This is a genomic window from Pseudomonas sp. LH21 (assembly GCF_036549575.1).
Taxonomy (GTDB): domain Bacteria; phylum Pseudomonadota; class Gammaproteobacteria; order Pseudomonadales; family Pseudomonadaceae; genus Aquipseudomonas; species Aquipseudomonas peradeniyensis.
Window position 1 is genome coordinate 5,645,178 of record NZ_CP144367.1, and the last position, 16,912, is coordinate 5,662,089.

Here is a 16,912-nt window from a genome sequence, read left to right on the forward strand (position 1 = left end):
GCGGGGCAAGCCCGCTCCCACGAACCGTCGACTCATAAAAAGGGAAGCCAATGCCCGTCCCCGACCCGTTTCGCCAAGGCCTCGCTCGAGGCTGGATCACCCACGATGGCTCGCGCCTGGAGCAGGACCTGAGCCTCGAAGCCGACGTCGCCGTGATCGGCAGCGGCGCGGGCGGCGCCACAACCGCCGAACGGCTGAGCGCGGCCGGGCTGAAGGTGCTGCTGATCGAGGAAGGCCCGCTGAAGACCAGCAGCGACTTCCACCTACTTGAGCACGAGGCCTATGCCGATCTCTACCAGGAGGGCCTGGGTCGCCTGAGCAAGGACGGCGCCATCACCATCCTGCAGGGCCGGGCGGTAGGCGGTACCACCCTGGTCAACTGGACCTCGAGTTTCCGCACGCCGCCACAGACCCTGGAACACTGGGCCCGCGAACATGGGGTCAAGGGCCTGGACAGCGACAGCCTGAAACCCTGGTTCGAACGCATGGAGCAGCACCTGGGCATCAGCCCCTGGATGATGCCGCCCAATGCCAACAACGACGTGTTGCGTCGCGGCTGCGAGGCGCTCGGCCTGCGCTGGGCGGTGATCCCGCGCAACGTTCGCGGCTGCTGGAACCTGGGCTACTGCGGCATGGGCTGCCCGGTCAACGCCAAGCAGTCGATGCTGGTCACCAGCATTCCGGCCACCCTCGAGCAAGGCGGCGAATTGCTTTACCTGGCCCGCGCCGAGCGCTTCAGCCACGACGGCCAACGCATCGACCACCTGCAATGCCAGGCCCTGGACGCCCAGGGGATCCAGCCCACCGGCCGACAGGTGCTCGTGCGTGCCCGGCATTACGTACTGGCCGGCGGCGGCATCAACAGCCCGGCGCTGCTGCTGCGCTCCGGCGCGCCCGACCCTCACCAGCGCCTGGGCAAACGCACCTTCCTGCACCTGGTCAACTTCAGCGCCGCGCAGTTCGAGGCGAAGATCGACCCGTACTACGGCGCGCCGCAGTCGATCTACAGCGACCAGTTCCAGTGGCAGGACGGCGTCGCCGGCCCGGTCGGCTACAAGCTCGAAGTCCCGCCACTGCACCCGGCCCTGGCCAGCACCCTGCTCGGCGGCCATGGACAGGACAATGCCCTGCGCATGGCCGAGCTGCCCCATACCCACGTGATGCTGGCGCTGCTGCGCGATGGTTTCCACCCGGACAGCCCCGGCGGCCAGGTGGAGTTGCGTGGCGATGGCTCGCCGGTGCTCGACTATCCGGTCACCGACTACCTGCGCGACGGGCTGCGCCGGGCCTGGCACAGCATGGCGCAGATCCAGTTCGCCGCCGGTGCCCGCCGGGTGCTGCCGGTGCATGCCGATGCCCGGTATGCCGACAACCCGGTACACGCCAAGGCATTGATCGACAACCTGCCCCTGGAACTGTTTCGCATGCGCCTGGGCAGCGCCCACGTCATGGGCGGCTGCGCCCTGGGCGAGGATCCGCGCCAGGCGGTGTGCGACAGTCTGGGCCGGCATCACCAGCTGGAAAACCTGTCGGTCCACGACGGTTCGCTGTTCCCCACCAGCATCGGCGCCAACCCGCAGCTGTCGGTCTATGCCCTGACCGCCCTGCTCAGCGAGGCGCTGGTCGGCCGCCTGGCATCCGGCGCATGACAGCCAATAGCCATGCTGTCTATAGTGCCATCGACCAGCCACGCGACTTGGCCGGGCGCAATCGCTGCGCTACCATCCGACTCCCCAACGCACTCCAGCCAGGATGACGCGATGAACCGAGTGTTGTACCCGGGTACTTTCGACCCCATTACCAAAGGCCATGGCGACCTGGTCGAGCGTGCTTCGCGCCTGTTCGACCACGTGATCATCGCCGTGGCGGCCAGCCCCAAGAAGAACCCCCTGTTCCCCCTGGAACAGCGGGTAGCGCTGGCCCGCGAGGTCACCAAGCACCTGCCCAATGTCGAAGTCATCGGCTTCTCCTCGCTACTGGCGCATTTTGCCAAGGAGCAGAACGCCAATGTCTTCCTGCGCGGCCTGCGCGCGGTGTCCGATTTCGAGTACGAGTTCCAGCTGGCCAACATGAACCGCCAGCTGGCGCCGGACGTCGAGAGCCTGTTCCTCACGCCGTCCGAGCGCTATTCGTTCATTTCCTCGACGTTGGTCCGGGAAATCGCCGCGTTGGGCGGTGATATCAGCAAGTTCGTCCACCCTGCCGTGGCCGACGCGCTGACCGAGCGCTTTCGCAAGTAAGCCTCGCGGTCACGATGTCGCGCCCGCGTGCACTGCGGGCGCGAATCCGGCACAATTGTGCCCATCGCTTTGAAACATGCCCGGGCCCAACGCCCCGGCCGGAGTCCCCATGTCCCTGATCATCACCGACGATTGCATCAACTGCGACGTCTGCGAACCCGAGTGCCCGAACGCCGCCATCTCGCAAGGCGAAGAGATCTACGTGATCGACCCGAACCTGTGCACCCAGTGCGTCGGCCACTACGACGAGCCCCAGTGCCAGCAGGTCTGTCCGGTGGACTGCATCCCCCTGGATGAAGCCCACCCGGAAACCGAAGACGAACTGATGGCCAAGTACCGCCGGATCACCGGCAAGGCCTGATGCCGTTCGTCGCCGCGCTTCGCCACGCAGCCCTCGGCGCCCTCCTGGCGCTGCTGGCCCATGGCGCCCTGGCCGCCGGGCCAGGCCAGGCGGCGATCGCCAGCCCGCACGGTGAAGCCACCGCGGCGGCAAGGCAGATCCTGCAGCAGGGCGGCAACGCCTTCGATGCCGCCGTGGCCATCGGCGCCACGCTGGCCGTTGTCGAGCCCTATGGCTCCGGCCTTGGCGGTGGCGGCTTCTTCCTGCTGCGCGAGAGCGCCGACAGCCCACGCTATGCCTTCCTCGACGCCCGTGAGCGCGCCCCGGCCGCCGCCCGGGCCGACATGTACCTCAAGGACGGCCAGGTGCAGGCGGGCCTGTCGGTCAATGGCCCACTGGCCGCGGCCATCCCCGGCCTGCCCCAGGCGCTGGCCGACCTGGCCGCGACCCACGGCAGGCTGCCGCTCAAGGACAGCCTGGCCCCAGCCATTCGCCTGGCCAACCAGGGCTTTGCCGTCGATCGCATCTACCGCGACCGCGCAACCATGCGCCTGAGTGCCCTGCGCGACAATGCCGAAAGCGCCCGGCTGTTCCTCGCCGACAACGACGTACCGGCGCTCGGCACGGTGATTCGTCAACCGGAACTGGCCGCGACCCTGCTGGCGTTGGCCGAGCATGGGCGCGACGGTTTCTACCGTGGCCCGACGGCCCACCGGCTGGTCGATGGCGTGCGCCAGGCCGGCGGCGTCTGGACCCTCGATGACCTCGCCGGCTACCACACCGCCTGGCGCGAGCCGCTGCGTTATCCACTGGCCGACCAGCGCGAGCTGATCAGCAGTCCGCCGCCCTCGGCCGGTGGCGTGGCCCTGGCCCAGAGCCTGGCCATGCTCCAGCGCCTGCCCTGGCAGAGCGCCGAACCCATGCAGCGCAGCCATTATGTGATCGAAGTGCTGCGCCGGGCCTACCGCGACCGCGGCCTGCTGGGCGACCCGGACTACGTGGCCAACCCCATCAACCGCCTGCTGGCGCGCCAGTACCTGACCGGCCTGGCCGACAGCATCGACGTGCGCCAGGCCACCCCCAGCAACGCCCTGCCGCCTTCGCCGGCCTGGCGCGAGGGCGACCACACCACCCACTTCACGGTGATCGACGCCGACGGCAATGCGGTGTCCGCCACGCTGTCGGTCAACCTGCCGTTCGGCGCGGCGTTCAGCGTGCCGGGCACCGGCGTTGTGCTGAACAACGAGATGGACGACTTTGCCGCCGATCCCACCGGCAGCAACAGCTATGGCCTGGCCGGCAGCCCGGCCAACGCGGTGGCGGCGGGCAAGCGACCCTTGTCGAGCATGAGCCCGACCTTCATCGAAAGCCCAAGGCAGTTCGCCAGCTTTGGCACGCCCGGCGGAAGCCGGATTCCGAGCATGGTGCTGCTGTCGGTGATGGGCTTCCTCGAAGGGCGGCCGGTGACCGAGTGGCCGGCGACGCCGCGCTACCACCATCAGTACCTGCCGGACGTGGTGGAGCATGAGCCGGGGACGTTCAGCGCTCAGCAGAAGGCCGAGCTTGAGGAACGTGGATATCGGCTGAAGGATGTCGGGCGCCAATACGGGAATCAGCAGGTGCTGTATTGGGACAAGGCTGGCGGGACCGTGGAGGCGGCCAGTGACCCCAGGGGTGTAGGGCAGGCGGCGGTAGTCGACTGATCCGGCCCTATCGCGGGGCAAGCCCGCTCCCACGACTGGCTTGGCTCGCTTTCGTGGGAGCGGGCTTGCCCCGCGATAGGGCCTGAGGCATCAGCGCTGGCATTTTGGGCAGAACACGCTCGCCCGCTGCCCCAGCTTCACTTCACGCAACTCGGTGCCACACACCTTGCACGGCTGCCCACCGCGCCCATAGACGAACAATTCCTGCTGGAAATACCCCGGCTGGCCATCGCCACCGATGAAGTCGCGCAAGGTGGTCCCGCCCTGCTCGATGGCTGCCGTCAGCACCTGCTTGATCTCGATAGCCAGCTTCAGGTAACGCGCCCGGGAGATCCCACCTGCCTCGCGGCGCGGGTCGATCCCGGCGGCGAACAGTGCTTCGGTGGCGTAGATGTTACCCACCCCCACCACCACCGCGTTGTCCATGATGAACGGCTTGACCGCCATCGACCGACCTCGGGACAGCTGGAACAGCCGCTCGCCGTCGAACAGGTCGGTCAGCGGCTCCGGCCCCAGGCGAATCAGCAGTTCATGGTTGAGCGGATCGACGCTCCAGAGCATGGCCCCGAAACGGCGCGGGTCGGTATAGCGCAGCATCAGCCCTGACTCGAGCTCGATATCCACATGCTCGTGCTTGGCCGCCGGCAAGCCCAGTTCGACCAGGCGCAGGTTGCCCGACATACCCAGGTGGCTGATCAAGGTGCCGACCTCGGCGTTGATCAGCAGGTACTTGGCGCGGCGCTCGACGCTGACGATACGCTGCCCCGACAGGCGCACGTCGAGGTCTTCCGGGATCGGCCAGCGCAGGCGCCGGTCGCGAACCACCACACGACTGACCCGCTGCCCTTCCAGGTGGGGCGCGATGCCGCGCCGCGTCGTCTCGACCTCTGGCAGTTCCGGCATGACTCAGTGCCCGCCCATTTCGCGGATGTTCTGCTTGAGCTGCTCGAAGTCGTATTCGGTCAGGCCGATGTAATCCAGCACCAGCGGGCCAACCATGTTCCACTCGTGATCGACGCTCTGGTTGCCCAGCACGCGGTAGGAGGCGCAGATATGCTCGGACATCTTCAACACCGCCAAGAGGTTCTTCAGCTGGGTCTGGGTATTGCGCGAGGATTCGTCGCGGAACACCGCCAGGGCGTTGTGGTGGTTGGCGATGGCGGCGCTGATGTGCTCCGGCAGGCGCCAGGACTTGGCGGTGAAATAGCCGACCACCGAGTGGTTGGTGTTGAACACGCGGTTCTCGGTGTCCACCACACGGACCTCGTCATTGGTCTTGGCGTAGGACTCCTCCAGCACTTCCATGTAGTTGGGGAAACGCTTGTGCATCAACGGCACGCCGCAGTCGTGGAACAGGCCCAAGGTGTAGGCCTCGTCCACCGCCTGGATGCCGGTGCGCTTGGCCAGGGTCAGGCAGGTCATGGCCACGTCCTGGGCGGTGTCCCAGAACGGGTTGAGGGTGACGATGGTCTCGTCGGTCATTTCACCCCTGATCGACTGGGCGTTGATCAGGTTGATGATCGAGCGGCTACCCAGCAAGTTCACCGCGCGCTGGATCGAGCCGATCTTGTTCGCCAGGCCGAACTGCGCCGAATTGACCAGTTTCAACAGGGCGCCGGACAGACCGGGATCCTGGCTGATCAGCTTGGCGATGGTCTCCAGGTCCGGATCGGGCATGTACTGCTCGAACTGCAGGTCGACCATGATCTGCGGCTGCGGCGGGATGGTGATGCCCTGCAGGGCTTGCTGAATCTGTTCGGCGGTAAGTTCCTGGGACATTCGTGCATTCTCGCTGGGGACGGGGGATTCTAACCCTGTACGCCGGCAGGGTAACTATCAGTGGATCGTTGGATCCAAGAATTTCTTTAGCCTGCCGGAGCCGGTCGGCCCCAAGACGAGGCTCGCGCTTGGTCGCGCCCACCAGCGAAGCCGAGGCCAACACGGTATACTCCCGCTCTTTTTTCCCGGAGCGACGTCATGTCCCTGCCCAGCCTTCGCCTCAAAGCCAATGCCGACCGCCGCCTGCGCGCCGGCCACCTGTGGGTCTACAGCAATGAAGTCGACGTCGCCGCGACCCCGCTGCAAGGCCTGAAGGCCGGCCAGCAGGCCATCCTCGAAGCCGCCAACGGCAAGCCCCTGGGCGTGGTGGCCATGAGCCCGAACAACCTGATCTGCGCCCGCCTGCTGTCGCGCGACGTCAAGCTGCCGCTGGACAAGTCGCTGCTGGTGCACCGCCTGAACGTGGCCCTGTCGCTGCGCGAGCGCCTGTTCGACAAGCCGTGCTACCGCCTGGTCTACGGCGACTCCGACCTGCTGCCGGGCCTGGTGGTCGACCGCTTCTTCGACATCCTCGTGGTACAGCTGGCCTCGGCCACCATGGAAGCGCACAAGGACGACGTCATCGCCGCCCTGGTCCAGGTCCTCAAGCCTAGCGGCATCCTGTTCAAGAACGACTCCGCCGCCCGTGACGCCGAAGGCCTCGGCCGCTATGTCGAGACCGTCTACGGCGAAGTGCCGGACTGGGTCGCGCTGGAAGAGAACGGCGTGAAGTTCGAAGCCCCGGTGCGCGAAGGCCAGAAGACCGGCTGGTTCTACGACCACCGCATGAACCGCGCCCGCCTGGCCCCCTACGTCAAGGGCAAGCGCGTGCTCGACCTGTTCAGCTACATCGGTGGCTGGGGCGTGCAGGCCGGCGCGTTCGGCGCCAGCGAAGTATTCTGCGTGGACGCCTCGGGCTTCGCCCTCGACGGTGTCGAGCGCAACGCCGCGCTGAACGGCATCAGCGAGAAGCTGACCTGCATCGAAGGCGACGTGTTCGAGGCCCTGCGCGAGCTGAAGGCCGCCGAAGAGCGTTTCGACGTGATCATTGCCGACCCGCCCGCCTTCATCAAGCGCAAGAAGGACCTGAAGAACGGCGAGGCCGCCTACCGTCGCCTCAACGAACAGGCCATGCGCATGCTCACCAAGGACGGCATCCTGGTCAGCGCCTCGTGCTCGATGCACCTGCCCGAGGACGACCTGAACAACATCCTGCTGACCAGCGCCCGCCACCTGGACCGCAACCTGCAAATGCTCGAGCGCGGCGGCCAGGGCCCGGACCACCCGGTGCACCCGGCGATCGCCGAAACCCGCTACATCAAGAGCATCACCTGCCGGTTGCTGCCCAACAGCTAAGCGGCGTTTCTTTGAGACTGCCGCGAAAGGGCCGCAGAGCGGCCCCGGCTCTCTCAAACGCTCACGCTCATGCGCGCCAACCGCTACCGCCTGAAGTCCGGCACCAATTCCTGCCCATCGATGCTGAGCGTCTTGTAACGCGGAGCCACCAGTTTCACCGCGCCCTCGCGAATGCCCCTGGCCAGGCCCTCGAGGTTTTCCATCTTGCCGCTCAGGCTGCCCACCTCACGCCACTCCCGCTCTTCCCAGGTGAACACGAACACACTCGATGCATAGGTGTGCCGGGGGATCATCAACACTTCATTGTGCCCATCACCATCCAGATCGACCGCCCACAGGTAGCATCCCTTGCCACCGCACTGGCTTTGGCCAAGGGTCGAGTCGGCGAGTGACTCGCTGGTGGATTGCACGGGCCCTAGCCACTCGAACTTCGGACCATACGTTTCGACCACCTCCGGCCGACGTACCTGCGCCATCAACGCCAGCAATTGCTCGCGGCGACCCGCATCGAACAGTTCATCCGTTTCCAGCCGCTTCTCCAGTTGCTCGAAGGCTGCACGCCCAGGCTGACCGAGGTCGCGGTACAAGGTCCCGGCATCGAACTCGGTAATCGGCGTGCGTCCACCGAGCAGGCGCTCTACCTGACTTTTCGCACTCAACACCTGCGGGTCGAGCAACGGTGTGTAGAACAGCACTATCAGCACCGCGCTGAGCAAGGCGATCAACGGGTTGCTCAGCCGTAGGCTATTCAGCCAGGCCTGCCGTGAGCTTGCCACCGCCCACACCGCCGCCAGGCTGTGCGCCAGCATCACACCCACCAACAGCATGGCCATGATGCGCGATGGGGTCAGACCGTACTGGTCGATGCGCATCCAGCTGGCATAAGCCGCCAGGCCCACCAGTACCGGCAGGCAGAACAGGCTCGCTTCGACCAAGCGCTTGAGCGGCGCAGGATAGGCATTGCCTTGATGGCCGTCCTGAAACACGCCATTGGCCAGGAACAGGTTGATACCTGCCAGCACCAACAGCAGAGCGGTCGAATAGCCCGTGTCCCACACCGGCTGCAGGCCGCTGAAGGGCAGTGTCAGGGTGAACACCACGGCGATCAGCGCACTCAACGGCAACAGGAAGCGACAGAGTGTCAACAGGATGCCGCGCAACAACCCAATGACCTTCTCGTTGTCCCGCCCCATGCGCATCCCCAGGGAGAACACCACCGGCAGTACCAGCCAGAGAAACACCGGGGACTCCACTGCGTCCGTGACCTGTGGTATGCCGAGCATGCCGAACAGCAACGCACACAGCCACAGCAACTGCCAGAACAGGCCGGTCAACAGTTGCGCCAGAAACAGGATGAACACGTTGTTCCAGGCATGCCGGAACAGGTCCTCATAGCGCGGCCGCCCATTTTCGCGGGTCGGCCAGGCAAGAATGAACGCGGTGCCGATATAGCCCAGCACGACGGCGGCCAGGAACCAGGTCTGCTGCAGCCAGCCCATGCGCTCGCTATCCAGGACCCAGGCACTGATCCCGCTGATCAGCAGGGTCAGCCCCAGCACCAGCCAGCCGGTGCCACGCTGGCGCACCGCGTTGCCGAGCAGTTGCAGGTTCACGCCGGCCACGACCACCGCGGCGCACAGGGCTACCGACAGGTTGAAGCCAAGCAGCTCGCCTTGCCCCTTCACGGTGGTGAGCAGCACCAGGCCCTGGATCAGGCCGATGACGACGTAGAACAATAAGGAGCGACTTGGCGCTGGCATTGCAAATCCTTTTGGCCAGTGGGGTAGAAGGCGCGCAAGTCTACCGAAACCTGCCTGAATCATGCCAAGGCCTTTACCTTGGGGGCTGGCGACAGCCAATTATCACAACGCCATTCCCTCGCGGGCGCGGCGGTGTAGAATCGAGCCATTCATCGCCAGACATCCCCGGCGGGTTTATGAGCTCTGGTCGAGCCTGCGGCGATCCCGCGCGGTCCTTCGATCCCCCATCCGTGCCAGTGGCAACCGGCCCAGGCGTTCAGGACAAGAGAAGCTCACTCCCCTAGTTAGATACCTGATTTAGCCGCCAGGAGCGCTCCATGCCTGATTATCGTTCCAAGACTTCCACCCAAGGCCGTAACATGGCCGGTGCCCGTGCCCTGTGGCGCGCCACCGGGATGAAGGACGAAGATTTCAAGAAACCGATCATCGCCATCGCCAACTCGTTCACCCAGTTCGTCCCGGGGCACGTGCACCTGAAGGACCTGGGCCAACTGGTCGCCCGCGAGATCGAACGCGCCGGTGGCGTGGCGAAAGAGTTCAACACCATCGCCGTGGACGACGGCATCGCCATGGGCCACGACGGCATGCTGTACTCGCTGCCCAGCCGCGAGATCATCGCCGACGCCGTCGAGTACATGGTCAACGCCCACTGCGCCGATGCCATCGTCTGCATCTCCAACTGCGACAAGATCACCCCCGGCATGCTGATGGCCGCCCTGCGCCTGAACATCCCGGTGATCTTCGTCTCCGGCGGCCCGATGGAAGCCGGCAAGACCAAGCTGGCCAGCCACGGCCTGGATCTGGTCGACGCCATGGTCATCGCCGCCGACTCCAGCGCCTCCGACGAGAAAGTCGCCGAGTACGAGCGCAGCGCCTGCCCGACCTGCGGCTCGTGCTCCGGCATGTTCACCGCCAACTCGATGAACTGCCTGACCGAAGCCTTAGGTCTCGCCCTGCCGGGCAACGGCTCGACGCTTGCGACACACTCGGACCGTGAGCAGCTGTTCCTCACCGCCGGCCGCACCATCGTCGAGCTGTGCAAACGCTACTACGGCGAGAACGATGCGTCGGTACTGCCGCGCAGCATCGCCAACTTCAAGGCGTTCGAGAACGCCATGATGCTCGACATCGCCATGGGCGGTTCGACCAACACCATCCTGCACCTGCTGGCCGCGGCCCAGGAGGCCGAGGTGGACTTCGACTTGCGCGACATCGATCGCCTGTCACGCAAGGTACCGCAGCTGTGCAAGGTGGCGCCGAACATCCAGAAGTACCACATGGAAGACGTGCACCGCGCCGGCGGCATTTTCAGCATCCTCGGCTCGCTGGCCCGTGGCGGCCTGCTGCACACCGACCTGCCGACCGTGCACAGTCCAAGCATGGAGGAAGCCATCGCCAAGTGGGACATCACCCAGACCGATGACGAAGCCGTGCACACCTTCTTCAAGGCAGGCCCGGCCGGTATCCCGACGCAGACCGCGTTCAGCCAGTCGACCCGCTGGGAAACCCTGGACGATGACCGCGAGAACGGCTGCATCCGCAGCTTCGAGCACGCCTACTCGCAGGAGGGCGGCCTGGCCGTGCTGTACGGCAACATCGCCCTGGACGGCTGCGTGGTGAAGACCGCCGGCGTCGATGAGTCGATCCACGTGTTCGAAGGCACCGCGAAGATCTTCGAGAGCCAGGACAGCGCCGTGCGCGGCATCCTCGCCGACGAAGTGCAGGCCGGCGACATCGTCATCATCCGCTACGAAGGCCCGAAAGGCGGCCCGGGCATGCAAGAGATGCTGTACCCGACCTCGTACCTGAAGTCCAAGGGCCTGGGCAAGGCCTGCGCCCTGCTCACCGACGGTCGTTTCTCCGGCGGTACCTCGGGCCTGTCGATCGGCCACGCCTCGCCGGAAGCGGCAGCGGGCGGCGCCATCGGCCTGGTGCGCGATGGCGACAAGGTGCTGATCGATATCCCCAACCGTTCGATCAACCTGCTGGTCAGTGATGAAGAGCTGGCCGAACGTCGCGTCGAGCAGGACAAGAAGGGCTGGAAGCCGGCCGAGGTGCGTCCACGCAAGGTGACCACCGCGCTCAAGGCTTACGCCCTGCTGGCTACCAGCGCCGACAAGGGCGCAGTGCGCAACAAGGCAATGCTCGAAGGGCTGTGAGGCTCTGACGGCATCACCAGTGTGGGAGCGGGCTTGCCCCGCGATGCGGTGTATGGCACCGGCATAGCCGGTGATCGCGGGGCAAGCCCGCTCCCACGTTTCCCCAGTCAAATCAAGGAACTATGTTTTTGTTCCATTAGAGCGGGCATACCCACCAATGAGGTCGACGCGTTACTGTTGCGCGACCTTTTCCGACTTGCCGTCATAGCGCTTGCGCCACTCGCTGAGGATCTCGTCGCGGTTCTTCGAGGCCCAGGCGAAGTCGTTCTTGATCAGGCGCTGCTCGTAGTCCGCCGGCAACTCGGTCTGCGGCTTGGCGATACCCGGCGCAGCGAGCACGGCGAAGTTCTCCTTGTACAGCTCCATGGCCGCGGGGCTGGCGGAGAAGTCAGCCAGGCGCCTGGCGGCATCGGCCTTTGGCGAGCCCTTGATCACCGCGGTGGCTTCGATCTCCCAGCCCAGGCCTTCCTTGGGCAGCACGATATCCAGCGGCGCGCCCTGGCGCTTGAGCTGCACGGCCGGGTATTCGAACGAGATGCCGATCGGGAATTCACCGGCGGCCGCCAGCTTGCACGGCTTGGAGCCGGAATGGACGTACTGGCCGATGTTCTGGTGCAGCGCATCCATGTAGGCCCAGCCCTGCGGTTCGCCGAAGGTCTGCAGCCAGGCGCTCACATCCAGGAAGCCGGTGCCGGACGAGGCCGGGTTGGGCATGACGATCTTGCCCTTGTATTCAGGCTTGGTCAGGTCCTGCCAGCTCACCGGCTTGCTCAGGCCCTGCTTCTCGGCCTCGACGGTATTGAAGCAGATGGTCGCGGCCCACACGTCCATGCCCACCCAGGCCGGCGGGTTGGCGGCGTCGCGGTAGTTGGGCGAGATCTTGCCCAGGTCCTTCGGCGCATAGGCTTCGAGCATGCCGTTCTGGTCGAGGATGGCCAGGCTGGAAGCGGCCAGGCCCCACACCGCGTCGGCCTGCGGACGGTCCTTCTCGGCCAGCAGCTTGGCGGTAATGATGCCGGTGGAGTCGCGCACCCACTTGATCTCGATGTCAGGGTTGGCCTTTTCGAAAGCCTGCTTGTAGCTCTTGAGCTGCTCGGCCTCGAGGGCGGTGTAGACCGTCAGCTGGGTCGCGGCCGAGGCCTGCAGGCTGAAGACGGCGGATACGGCAGCGGCAAGTGCGAGGGGCTTGAACATGATGCGGTTCCTATCAGTGTGGGCAGTCGGTCAATGGCCTGGCGCGCGCTGGCGCCAGGCCTGGGAGCGGCGCAGCAGGCCGCGTGAGGCACCGGCCAGCAGCAAGGATGCGGCGGCGCTGGTGAGCAGGATCAGGGTCGACATGGCGGCGGCGCCGCCGACGTTGCCGGCGTCGTCCATGTTCAGCACGGCGACGGCGGCGAGGATGGTGTCGGGGCTGTATAGAAAGATCGCCGCCGACACGGTGGTCATCGCCGAGACGAACAGGTAGCGGATGATGTCCAGCAGCGCCGGCAGGCAGATCGGCACGGTGACCCGCATGAAATGCTTGTACAGCGGCGCCTTGAGCGACAGCGCGGCGGCCTCGAACTCGCCATCGAGCTGGCGCAGGGCCGTGGTGGCGGTCATCTGCGCGGTGGTCAGGTAGTGGGCGATGGTGCACACCACCAGCAGCGCCATGCTGCCGTAGAACACATGCAGCGGGTTGCCGTTGAGGTTGAAGAAGAAAACGTAGCCCAGGCCCAGCACCAGGCCAGGCACCGCCATCGGGATGAAGCTGAGCAGGCGCAGCAGCTGGTTGAGCAGGCGCTGCCCGTGGGTCTTCTCCATCAGGTAGGCGCCGGTGAAGATCACCACGCTGCCGATCAGCGCGGTGCCGATGGCCATGGTCACGCTGTTGCGGTAGGCCAGCCAGCCGCCACCGGCGGTGTCCTCGAACATGTAGTGCTTGAGCGACAGCGACAGGTTGTACGGCCAGAACTTGACCAGCGACGAGTACACCGCCATGCCGATCACCGCCAGCAGTGCCGCGCACACCAGCAGCGCGATGGCCAGGAAGCAGCCATCGCGCAGCCGCGACGGCTTGGGCTCGAACACCTGGGCGCGGCCGCTCATGGCCTCGCCCTGGCGGCGGCGCAGCCAGGCATCGACGCTGAAGCTGAGCAGTGCCGGTACCAGCAGCACCATGCCGATCAGCGCGCCGCGACCGAACTGTTGCTGACCAACCACCGCCTTGTAGGCTTCCAGGGCCAGTACCTGATAATCCCCACCCACCACGACAGGCACGCCGAAGTCGGTGATGGTCAGGGTGAACACCAGGCAGAACGCGGCGAACACCGCCTGGCGCGTGGCCGGCCAGGTGATGCTGAAGAATGCCCGCGCCGGCCCCGCCCCCATGCTTGAGGCAGCGTCGAACAGCCGTGCGTCGGCCAGCGACAGCGCCGAAAGCAGGATCATCAGGGCGTGGGGGAAGGTGTAGATGGCCTCGCCGAGAACGATGCCCCAGAAACCGTAGATATTGTCGCTGAACAGCCCACGCAGCAGGCCCTGGTTGCCGAACAGGTACACCAGCGCGATGGCCGGCAGCATCGATGGCGCCAGCAGCGGCAGCAGCGAGATGCCGCGCCACAGGCCCTTGGCCGGGATCAGCGTGCGTTGCAGGGCATAGGCGAACAGGTAGGCCAGCGGCACGACGATGGCGGCGACGGTGAACGCCACCGACAGGCTGTTGCCGAGCAGCCAGTGGAAGTTCTCGCTGGCGAACAGCTCACGGGCAGCCGGCAGTCCGCCGCCCTGCCCGGCTTCGGCGCTGAAGCCGCGCCAGAAGATCGCCAGCAGCGGCATCAGCACCGCCAGCACCAGCAGGATCAGCAGCAGGCTCTTGCCACCGACCACGAACAGGCGGTCCCCCAGGGCGACACCGCTGCGAGGTGCGGCCTTGGCGGCGGTGAGCGACAGGGTCATCGGCGCGGCCATCTCAGGCGAACACCTGCAGGCTCTGCGGCGGCAGCGCCACCCAGATGTCCTGCGAACCCAGGCGCGGCATCGCCTCTGGCGCCAACTCCGCGAGCAACGCGTGGCCCGGCAGGGCCTTGAACTCGAAGCTCATGCGGCAGCGGTTGCCGAGGAAGGTGATCTCGCGGACCTTCGCCGGGAACAGGTTTTCCTCGTGTACCACCGGGTTGACGGTGATCGCCTCGGGCCGGCAGAACAGCCGGCCGCTGCTGGCACCGGCGGCATTGGCCGCCAGGCGCATGTGCAGGCCGCCGACCTGGGCATGGCTGTCGCCGCTGCGCTGGAACGGCAGCCAGTTGCCCTGGCCGACGAATTCGGCGACGAACGGCGTGGCCGGCTGGTCGTAGATTTCCTGGGGCGTGGCGTACTGCTCGACCTGGCCGTTGTTCATCACGGCGATGCGGTCGGCCATCAGCATGGCCTCGTCCTGGTTATGGGTGACCATCAGCGTGGTGATACCCAGCTGGCGCTGCAACTGGCGCAGTTCGGTACACAGGTGCTCGCGCACACGGGCGTCCAGCGCCGACATCGGCTCGTCGAGCAGCAACAGCGACGGCGAAGGCGCCAGGGCGCGGGCCAGGGCCACGCGTTGTTGCTGGCCGCCGGACAGCTGGCCGGGGTACTTCTTCTCGCTGCCGGCAAGGCCGACCAGTTCGAGCATTTCACCAACCCTCTGGCGCGAGGCCTCGCGGTTGTTGCCGGTCAGGCCGTAGGCGATGTTGGCTTCGACGGTGAGGTTGGGGAACAGGGCGTAGGACTGGAACAGGATGCCGTAGTCGCGGGCCTGGGGTGGCAGCTCGGAGATGTCGCGGTCGCCGATGTACAGCGTGCCACGGTCCTGGCGCTCGAGCCCGGCGATGCAGCGCAGCAGGGTGGTCTTGCCACAGCCTGACGGGCCGAGCAGGCACACCAGCTCGCCGGCGGCGATGTCGAGGGAGACGTCGTTGAGTGCGGTGAAGGCGCCGAAGCGCTTGTGGATACCGCGCACTTTCATCTGTGCGCCTGGAGTGGCGTTGTTCATGGCAAGGCCTCATCGAAGAGATGGGGCCATGCTAGGAAGGCTGTGAGACGGTTGTGTGGCGAGGGGGCAAAAACGAGTGATAGTGGTATTGGTGGATTTTTGTAGCGACCATCCGGCTTTCAGTCGTTAGCCGAATAAAAAAGGGAGGCCACCAGGGCCTCCCTTTTCATGACGCAGTGAAACTCAGAACAGTACGCGCGAGCGGATGGTGCCCTTCACGTGCTGCAGTTTCTCCTGGGCCAGGTCCGAGTACTCGGCGTCGACGTCGATGACCACGTAGCCCACCTTCTCGTTGGTCTGCAGGAACTGACCGGAGATGTTGATGGCGTTTTCGGCGAACACCTTATTGATCTCGCTGAGCACGCCCGGGATGTTTTCGTGGATGTGAAGCAGGCGGTGTTTGCCCGGGTGGGCCGGCAGGGCCACTTCCGGGAAGTTGACCGACGATACGGAGGTACCGTTATCACTGTACTTGACCAGCTTCTCGGCCACTTCCAGGCCGATGTTGGCCTGGGCCTCGGCGGTGGACCCGCCGATGTGCGGGGTCAGGATCACGTTGTCCAGGCCGCGCAGCGGGCTTTCGAACTCTTCGTCGTTGGAGCGCGGCTCGATCGGGAACACGTCGATGGCGGCGCCGATCAGGTGCTTGTCCTTGATCGCGGCGGCCAGGTGGTCCAGCTCGACCACGGTGCCACGGGCGGCGTTGATCAGGATCGAGCCCTTCTTCATCGCGCGGATTTCCTTCTCGCCGATCATCCACTGGGTGGACGGCAGCTCAGGCACGTGCAGCGAGACGATGTCGGCCAGGCCCAGCAGCTCGTGCAGGCTGGTGACCTGTACTGCGTTGCCCAGCGGCAGCTTGGTCAGCGGGTCGAAGAAGTACACCTGCATGCCCAGGCTTTCGGCCAGGACCGACAGCTGGGTGCCGATCGAGCCGTAGCCGACGATACCCAGCTTCTTGCCACGGATCTCGAAGGAGTTGGCCGCACTCTTGATCCAGCCGCCACGGTGGCAGGAAGCGTTCTTCTCGGGGATGCCGCGCAGCAGCAGGATGGCTTCGGCCAGCACCAGCTCGGCCACCGAACGGGTGTTCGAGTAAGGGGCGTTGAACACGGCGATACCGCGCTCGCGGGCCGCTTCCAGGTCGACCTGGTTGGTGCCGATGCAGAAGCAGCCGACCGCGACCAGTTTCTTCGCGCAGTCGAAGATCTCTTCGGTCAGTTGGGTGCGCGAACGGATGCCGATGAAGTGGGCATCGGCGATCTTTTCCTTCAGCTCGGCTTCCGGCAGCGAACCAGTGAGGTATTCGATGTTGGTGTAGCCGGCAGCCTTGAGGGTATCGACCGCGTTCTGGTGCACACCTTCAAGAAGAAGGAACCTGATCTTGCTCTTGTCGAGAGAAGTCTTGCTCATCTGCGTAAACCTGTATCCCGGAGAAAAATGGCGAGGAGGGTAAAGCGGCGCGGCGTCGGCCTTAGCACGAACGGCGGGAGGGCTATGCTAGCATACGCGACACAACCTGAGCTT

General features: G+C 65.6%; 13 protein-coding genes. 6 read left to right on the top strand and 7 right to left on the bottom strand.

What is annotated here, in order from left to right:
- Positions 1–50 precede the first annotated feature (50 nt).
- The 4 genes from VUG52_RS25690 to ggt all read left to right on the top strand — a co-directional run bounded on the left by VUG52_RS25690 (position 51) and on the right by ggt (position 4,283).
- A complete protein-coding gene (locus VUG52_RS25690; protein ID WP_331832248.1) occupies positions 51–1,649 on the top strand; it encodes a GMC family oxidoreductase in 1,599 nt (532 codons plus the stop codon).
- Positions 1,650–1,760: 111 nt separating this feature from the next.
- A complete protein-coding gene (gene coaD, locus VUG52_RS25695) occupies positions 1,761–2,240 on the top strand; it encodes a pantetheine-phosphate adenylyltransferase (RefSeq protein ID WP_028689146.1) in 480 nt (159 codons plus the stop codon).
- Positions 2,241–2,349: 109 nt separating this feature from the next.
- Entirely contained in the window at positions 2,350–2,601 is a 252-nt protein-coding gene (locus VUG52_RS25700) for a YfhL family 4Fe-4S dicluster ferredoxin (RefSeq protein WP_011531711.1), read from the top strand.
- A complete protein-coding gene (gene ggt / locus VUG52_RS25705; protein WP_331832251.1) occupies positions 2,601–4,283 on the top strand; it encodes a gamma-glutamyltransferase in 1,683 nt (560 codons plus the stop codon). Before VUG52_RS25700 ends, ggt begins: the two co-directional genes overlap by 1 nt.
- A gap of 90 nt (positions 4,284–4,373) precedes the next feature.
- Here the strand turns inward: ggt and mutM are convergent, their stop codons facing one another.
- Positions 4,374–5,186 (bottom strand): bifunctional DNA-formamidopyrimidine glycosylase/DNA-(apurinic or apyrimidinic site) lyase, encoded by an 813-nt coding sequence (gene mutM, locus VUG52_RS25710; RefSeq protein ID WP_050707378.1) that lies wholly within the window; start codon positions 5,184–5,186, stop codon positions 4,374–4,376.
- Between the two features lie 3 nt (positions 5,187–5,189).
- Positions 5,190–6,008, bottom strand: a complete 819-nt coding sequence (locus tag VUG52_RS25715; RefSeq protein WP_172402408.1) for an HDOD domain-containing protein — start codon at positions 6,006–6,008, stop codon at positions 5,190–5,192.
- Positions 6,009–6,260: 252 nt separating this feature from the next.
- On the opposite strand from VUG52_RS25715, the gene VUG52_RS25720 reads away from it, so the two are divergent.
- Complete coding sequence (locus tag VUG52_RS25720) at positions 6,261–7,457, top strand: class I SAM-dependent rRNA methyltransferase (protein WP_050707380.1); 1,197 nt, start codon at positions 6,261–6,263, stop codon at positions 7,455–7,457.
- 83 nt (positions 7,458–7,540) lie between these two features.
- Here the strand turns inward: VUG52_RS25720 and VUG52_RS25725 are convergent, their stop codons facing one another.
- Positions 7,541–9,217 carry a DUF4153 domain-containing protein gene (locus VUG52_RS25725; protein ID WP_331832252.1) on the bottom strand — a complete coding sequence of 559 codons (1,677 nt, stop codon included), beginning with the start codon at positions 9,215–9,217 and terminating at the stop codon, positions 7,541–7,543.
- A gap of 317 nt (positions 9,218–9,534) precedes the next feature.
- Here VUG52_RS25725 and ilvD point away from each other — a divergent pair, with 317 nt between their 5' ends.
- Complete coding sequence (gene ilvD, locus VUG52_RS25730; protein WP_331832253.1) at positions 9,535–11,376, top strand: dihydroxy-acid dehydratase; 1,842 nt, start codon at positions 9,535–9,537, stop codon at positions 11,374–11,376.
- A 171-nt stretch (positions 11,377–11,547) separates the two neighbouring features.
- Here the strand turns inward: ilvD and VUG52_RS25735 are convergent, their stop codons facing one another.
- The 4 genes from VUG52_RS25735 to serA all read right to left on the bottom strand — a co-directional run bounded on the left by VUG52_RS25735 (position 11,548) and on the right by serA (position 16,798).
- On the bottom strand, positions 11,548–12,570 hold the full coding sequence (locus VUG52_RS25735) for a putative 2-aminoethylphosphonate ABC transporter substrate-binding protein (RefSeq protein ID WP_050707383.1): 1,023 nt from the start codon (positions 12,568–12,570) through the stop codon (positions 11,548–11,550).
- Between the two features lie 30 nt (positions 12,571–12,600).
- On the bottom strand, positions 12,601–14,325 hold the full coding sequence (locus VUG52_RS25740; protein WP_262950708.1) for a putative 2-aminoethylphosphonate ABC transporter permease subunit: 1,725 nt from the start codon (positions 14,323–14,325) through the stop codon (positions 12,601–12,603).
- Between the two features lies 1 nt (position 14,326).
- Positions 14,327–15,385, bottom strand: coding sequence for a putative 2-aminoethylphosphonate ABC transporter ATP-binding protein (locus VUG52_RS25745; protein ID WP_262950710.1), 1,059 nt, complete (start codon positions 15,383–15,385; stop codon positions 14,327–14,329).
- Positions 15,386–15,568: 183 nt separating this feature from the next.
- The gene (serA, locus tag VUG52_RS25750; RefSeq protein ID WP_262950711.1) at positions 15,569–16,798 is read right to left on the bottom strand and encodes a phosphoglycerate dehydrogenase; all 1,230 of its coding nucleotides are present in this window, start codon (positions 16,796–16,798) and stop codon (positions 15,569–15,571) included.
- Between the last annotated feature and the right edge of the window lie 114 nt (positions 16,799–16,912).

Bases quoted from the DNA above. Each gene is read 5' to 3' on its own strand.
- serA (WP_262950711.1), bottom strand. From the start codon at position 16,798: ATGAGCAAGACTTCTCTCGACAAGAGCAAGATCAGGTTCCTTCTTCTT.
- VUG52_RS25690 (WP_331832248.1), top strand. From the start codon at position 51: ATGCCCGTCCCCGACCCGTTTCGCCAAGGCCTCGCTCGAGGCTGGATC.
- mutM (WP_050707378.1), bottom strand. From the start codon at position 5,186: ATGCCGGAACTGCCAGAGGTCGAGACGACGCGGCGCGGCATCGCGCCC.
- VUG52_RS25725 (WP_331832252.1), bottom strand. From the start codon at position 9,217: ATGCCAGCGCCAAGTCGCTCCTTATTGTTCTACGTCGTCATCGGCCTG.
- ggt (WP_331832251.1), top strand. From the start codon at position 2,601: ATGCCGTTCGTCGCCGCGCTTCGCCACGCAGCCCTCGGCGCCCTCCTG.
- VUG52_RS25740 (WP_262950708.1), bottom strand. From the start codon at position 14,325: ATGGCCGCGCCGATGACCCTGTCGCTCACCGCCGCCAAGGCCGCACCT.
- VUG52_RS25720 (WP_050707380.1), top strand. From the start codon at position 6,261: ATGTCCCTGCCCAGCCTTCGCCTCAAAGCCAATGCCGACCGCCGCCTG.
- VUG52_RS25700 (WP_011531711.1), top strand. From the start codon at position 2,350: ATGTCCCTGATCATCACCGACGATTGCATCAACTGCGACGTCTGCGAA.
- VUG52_RS25735 (WP_050707383.1), bottom strand. From the start codon at position 12,570: ATGTTCAAGCCCCTCGCACTTGCCGCTGCCGTATCCGCCGTCTTCAGC.
- ilvD (WP_331832253.1), top strand. From the start codon at position 9,535: ATGCCTGATTATCGTTCCAAGACTTCCACCCAAGGCCGTAACATGGCC.
- VUG52_RS25745 (WP_262950710.1), bottom strand. From the start codon at position 15,385: ATGAACAACGCCACTCCAGGCGCACAGATGAAAGTGCGCGGTATCCAC.
- coaD (WP_028689146.1), top strand. From the start codon at position 1,761: ATGAACCGAGTGTTGTACCCGGGTACTTTCGACCCCATTACCAAAGGC.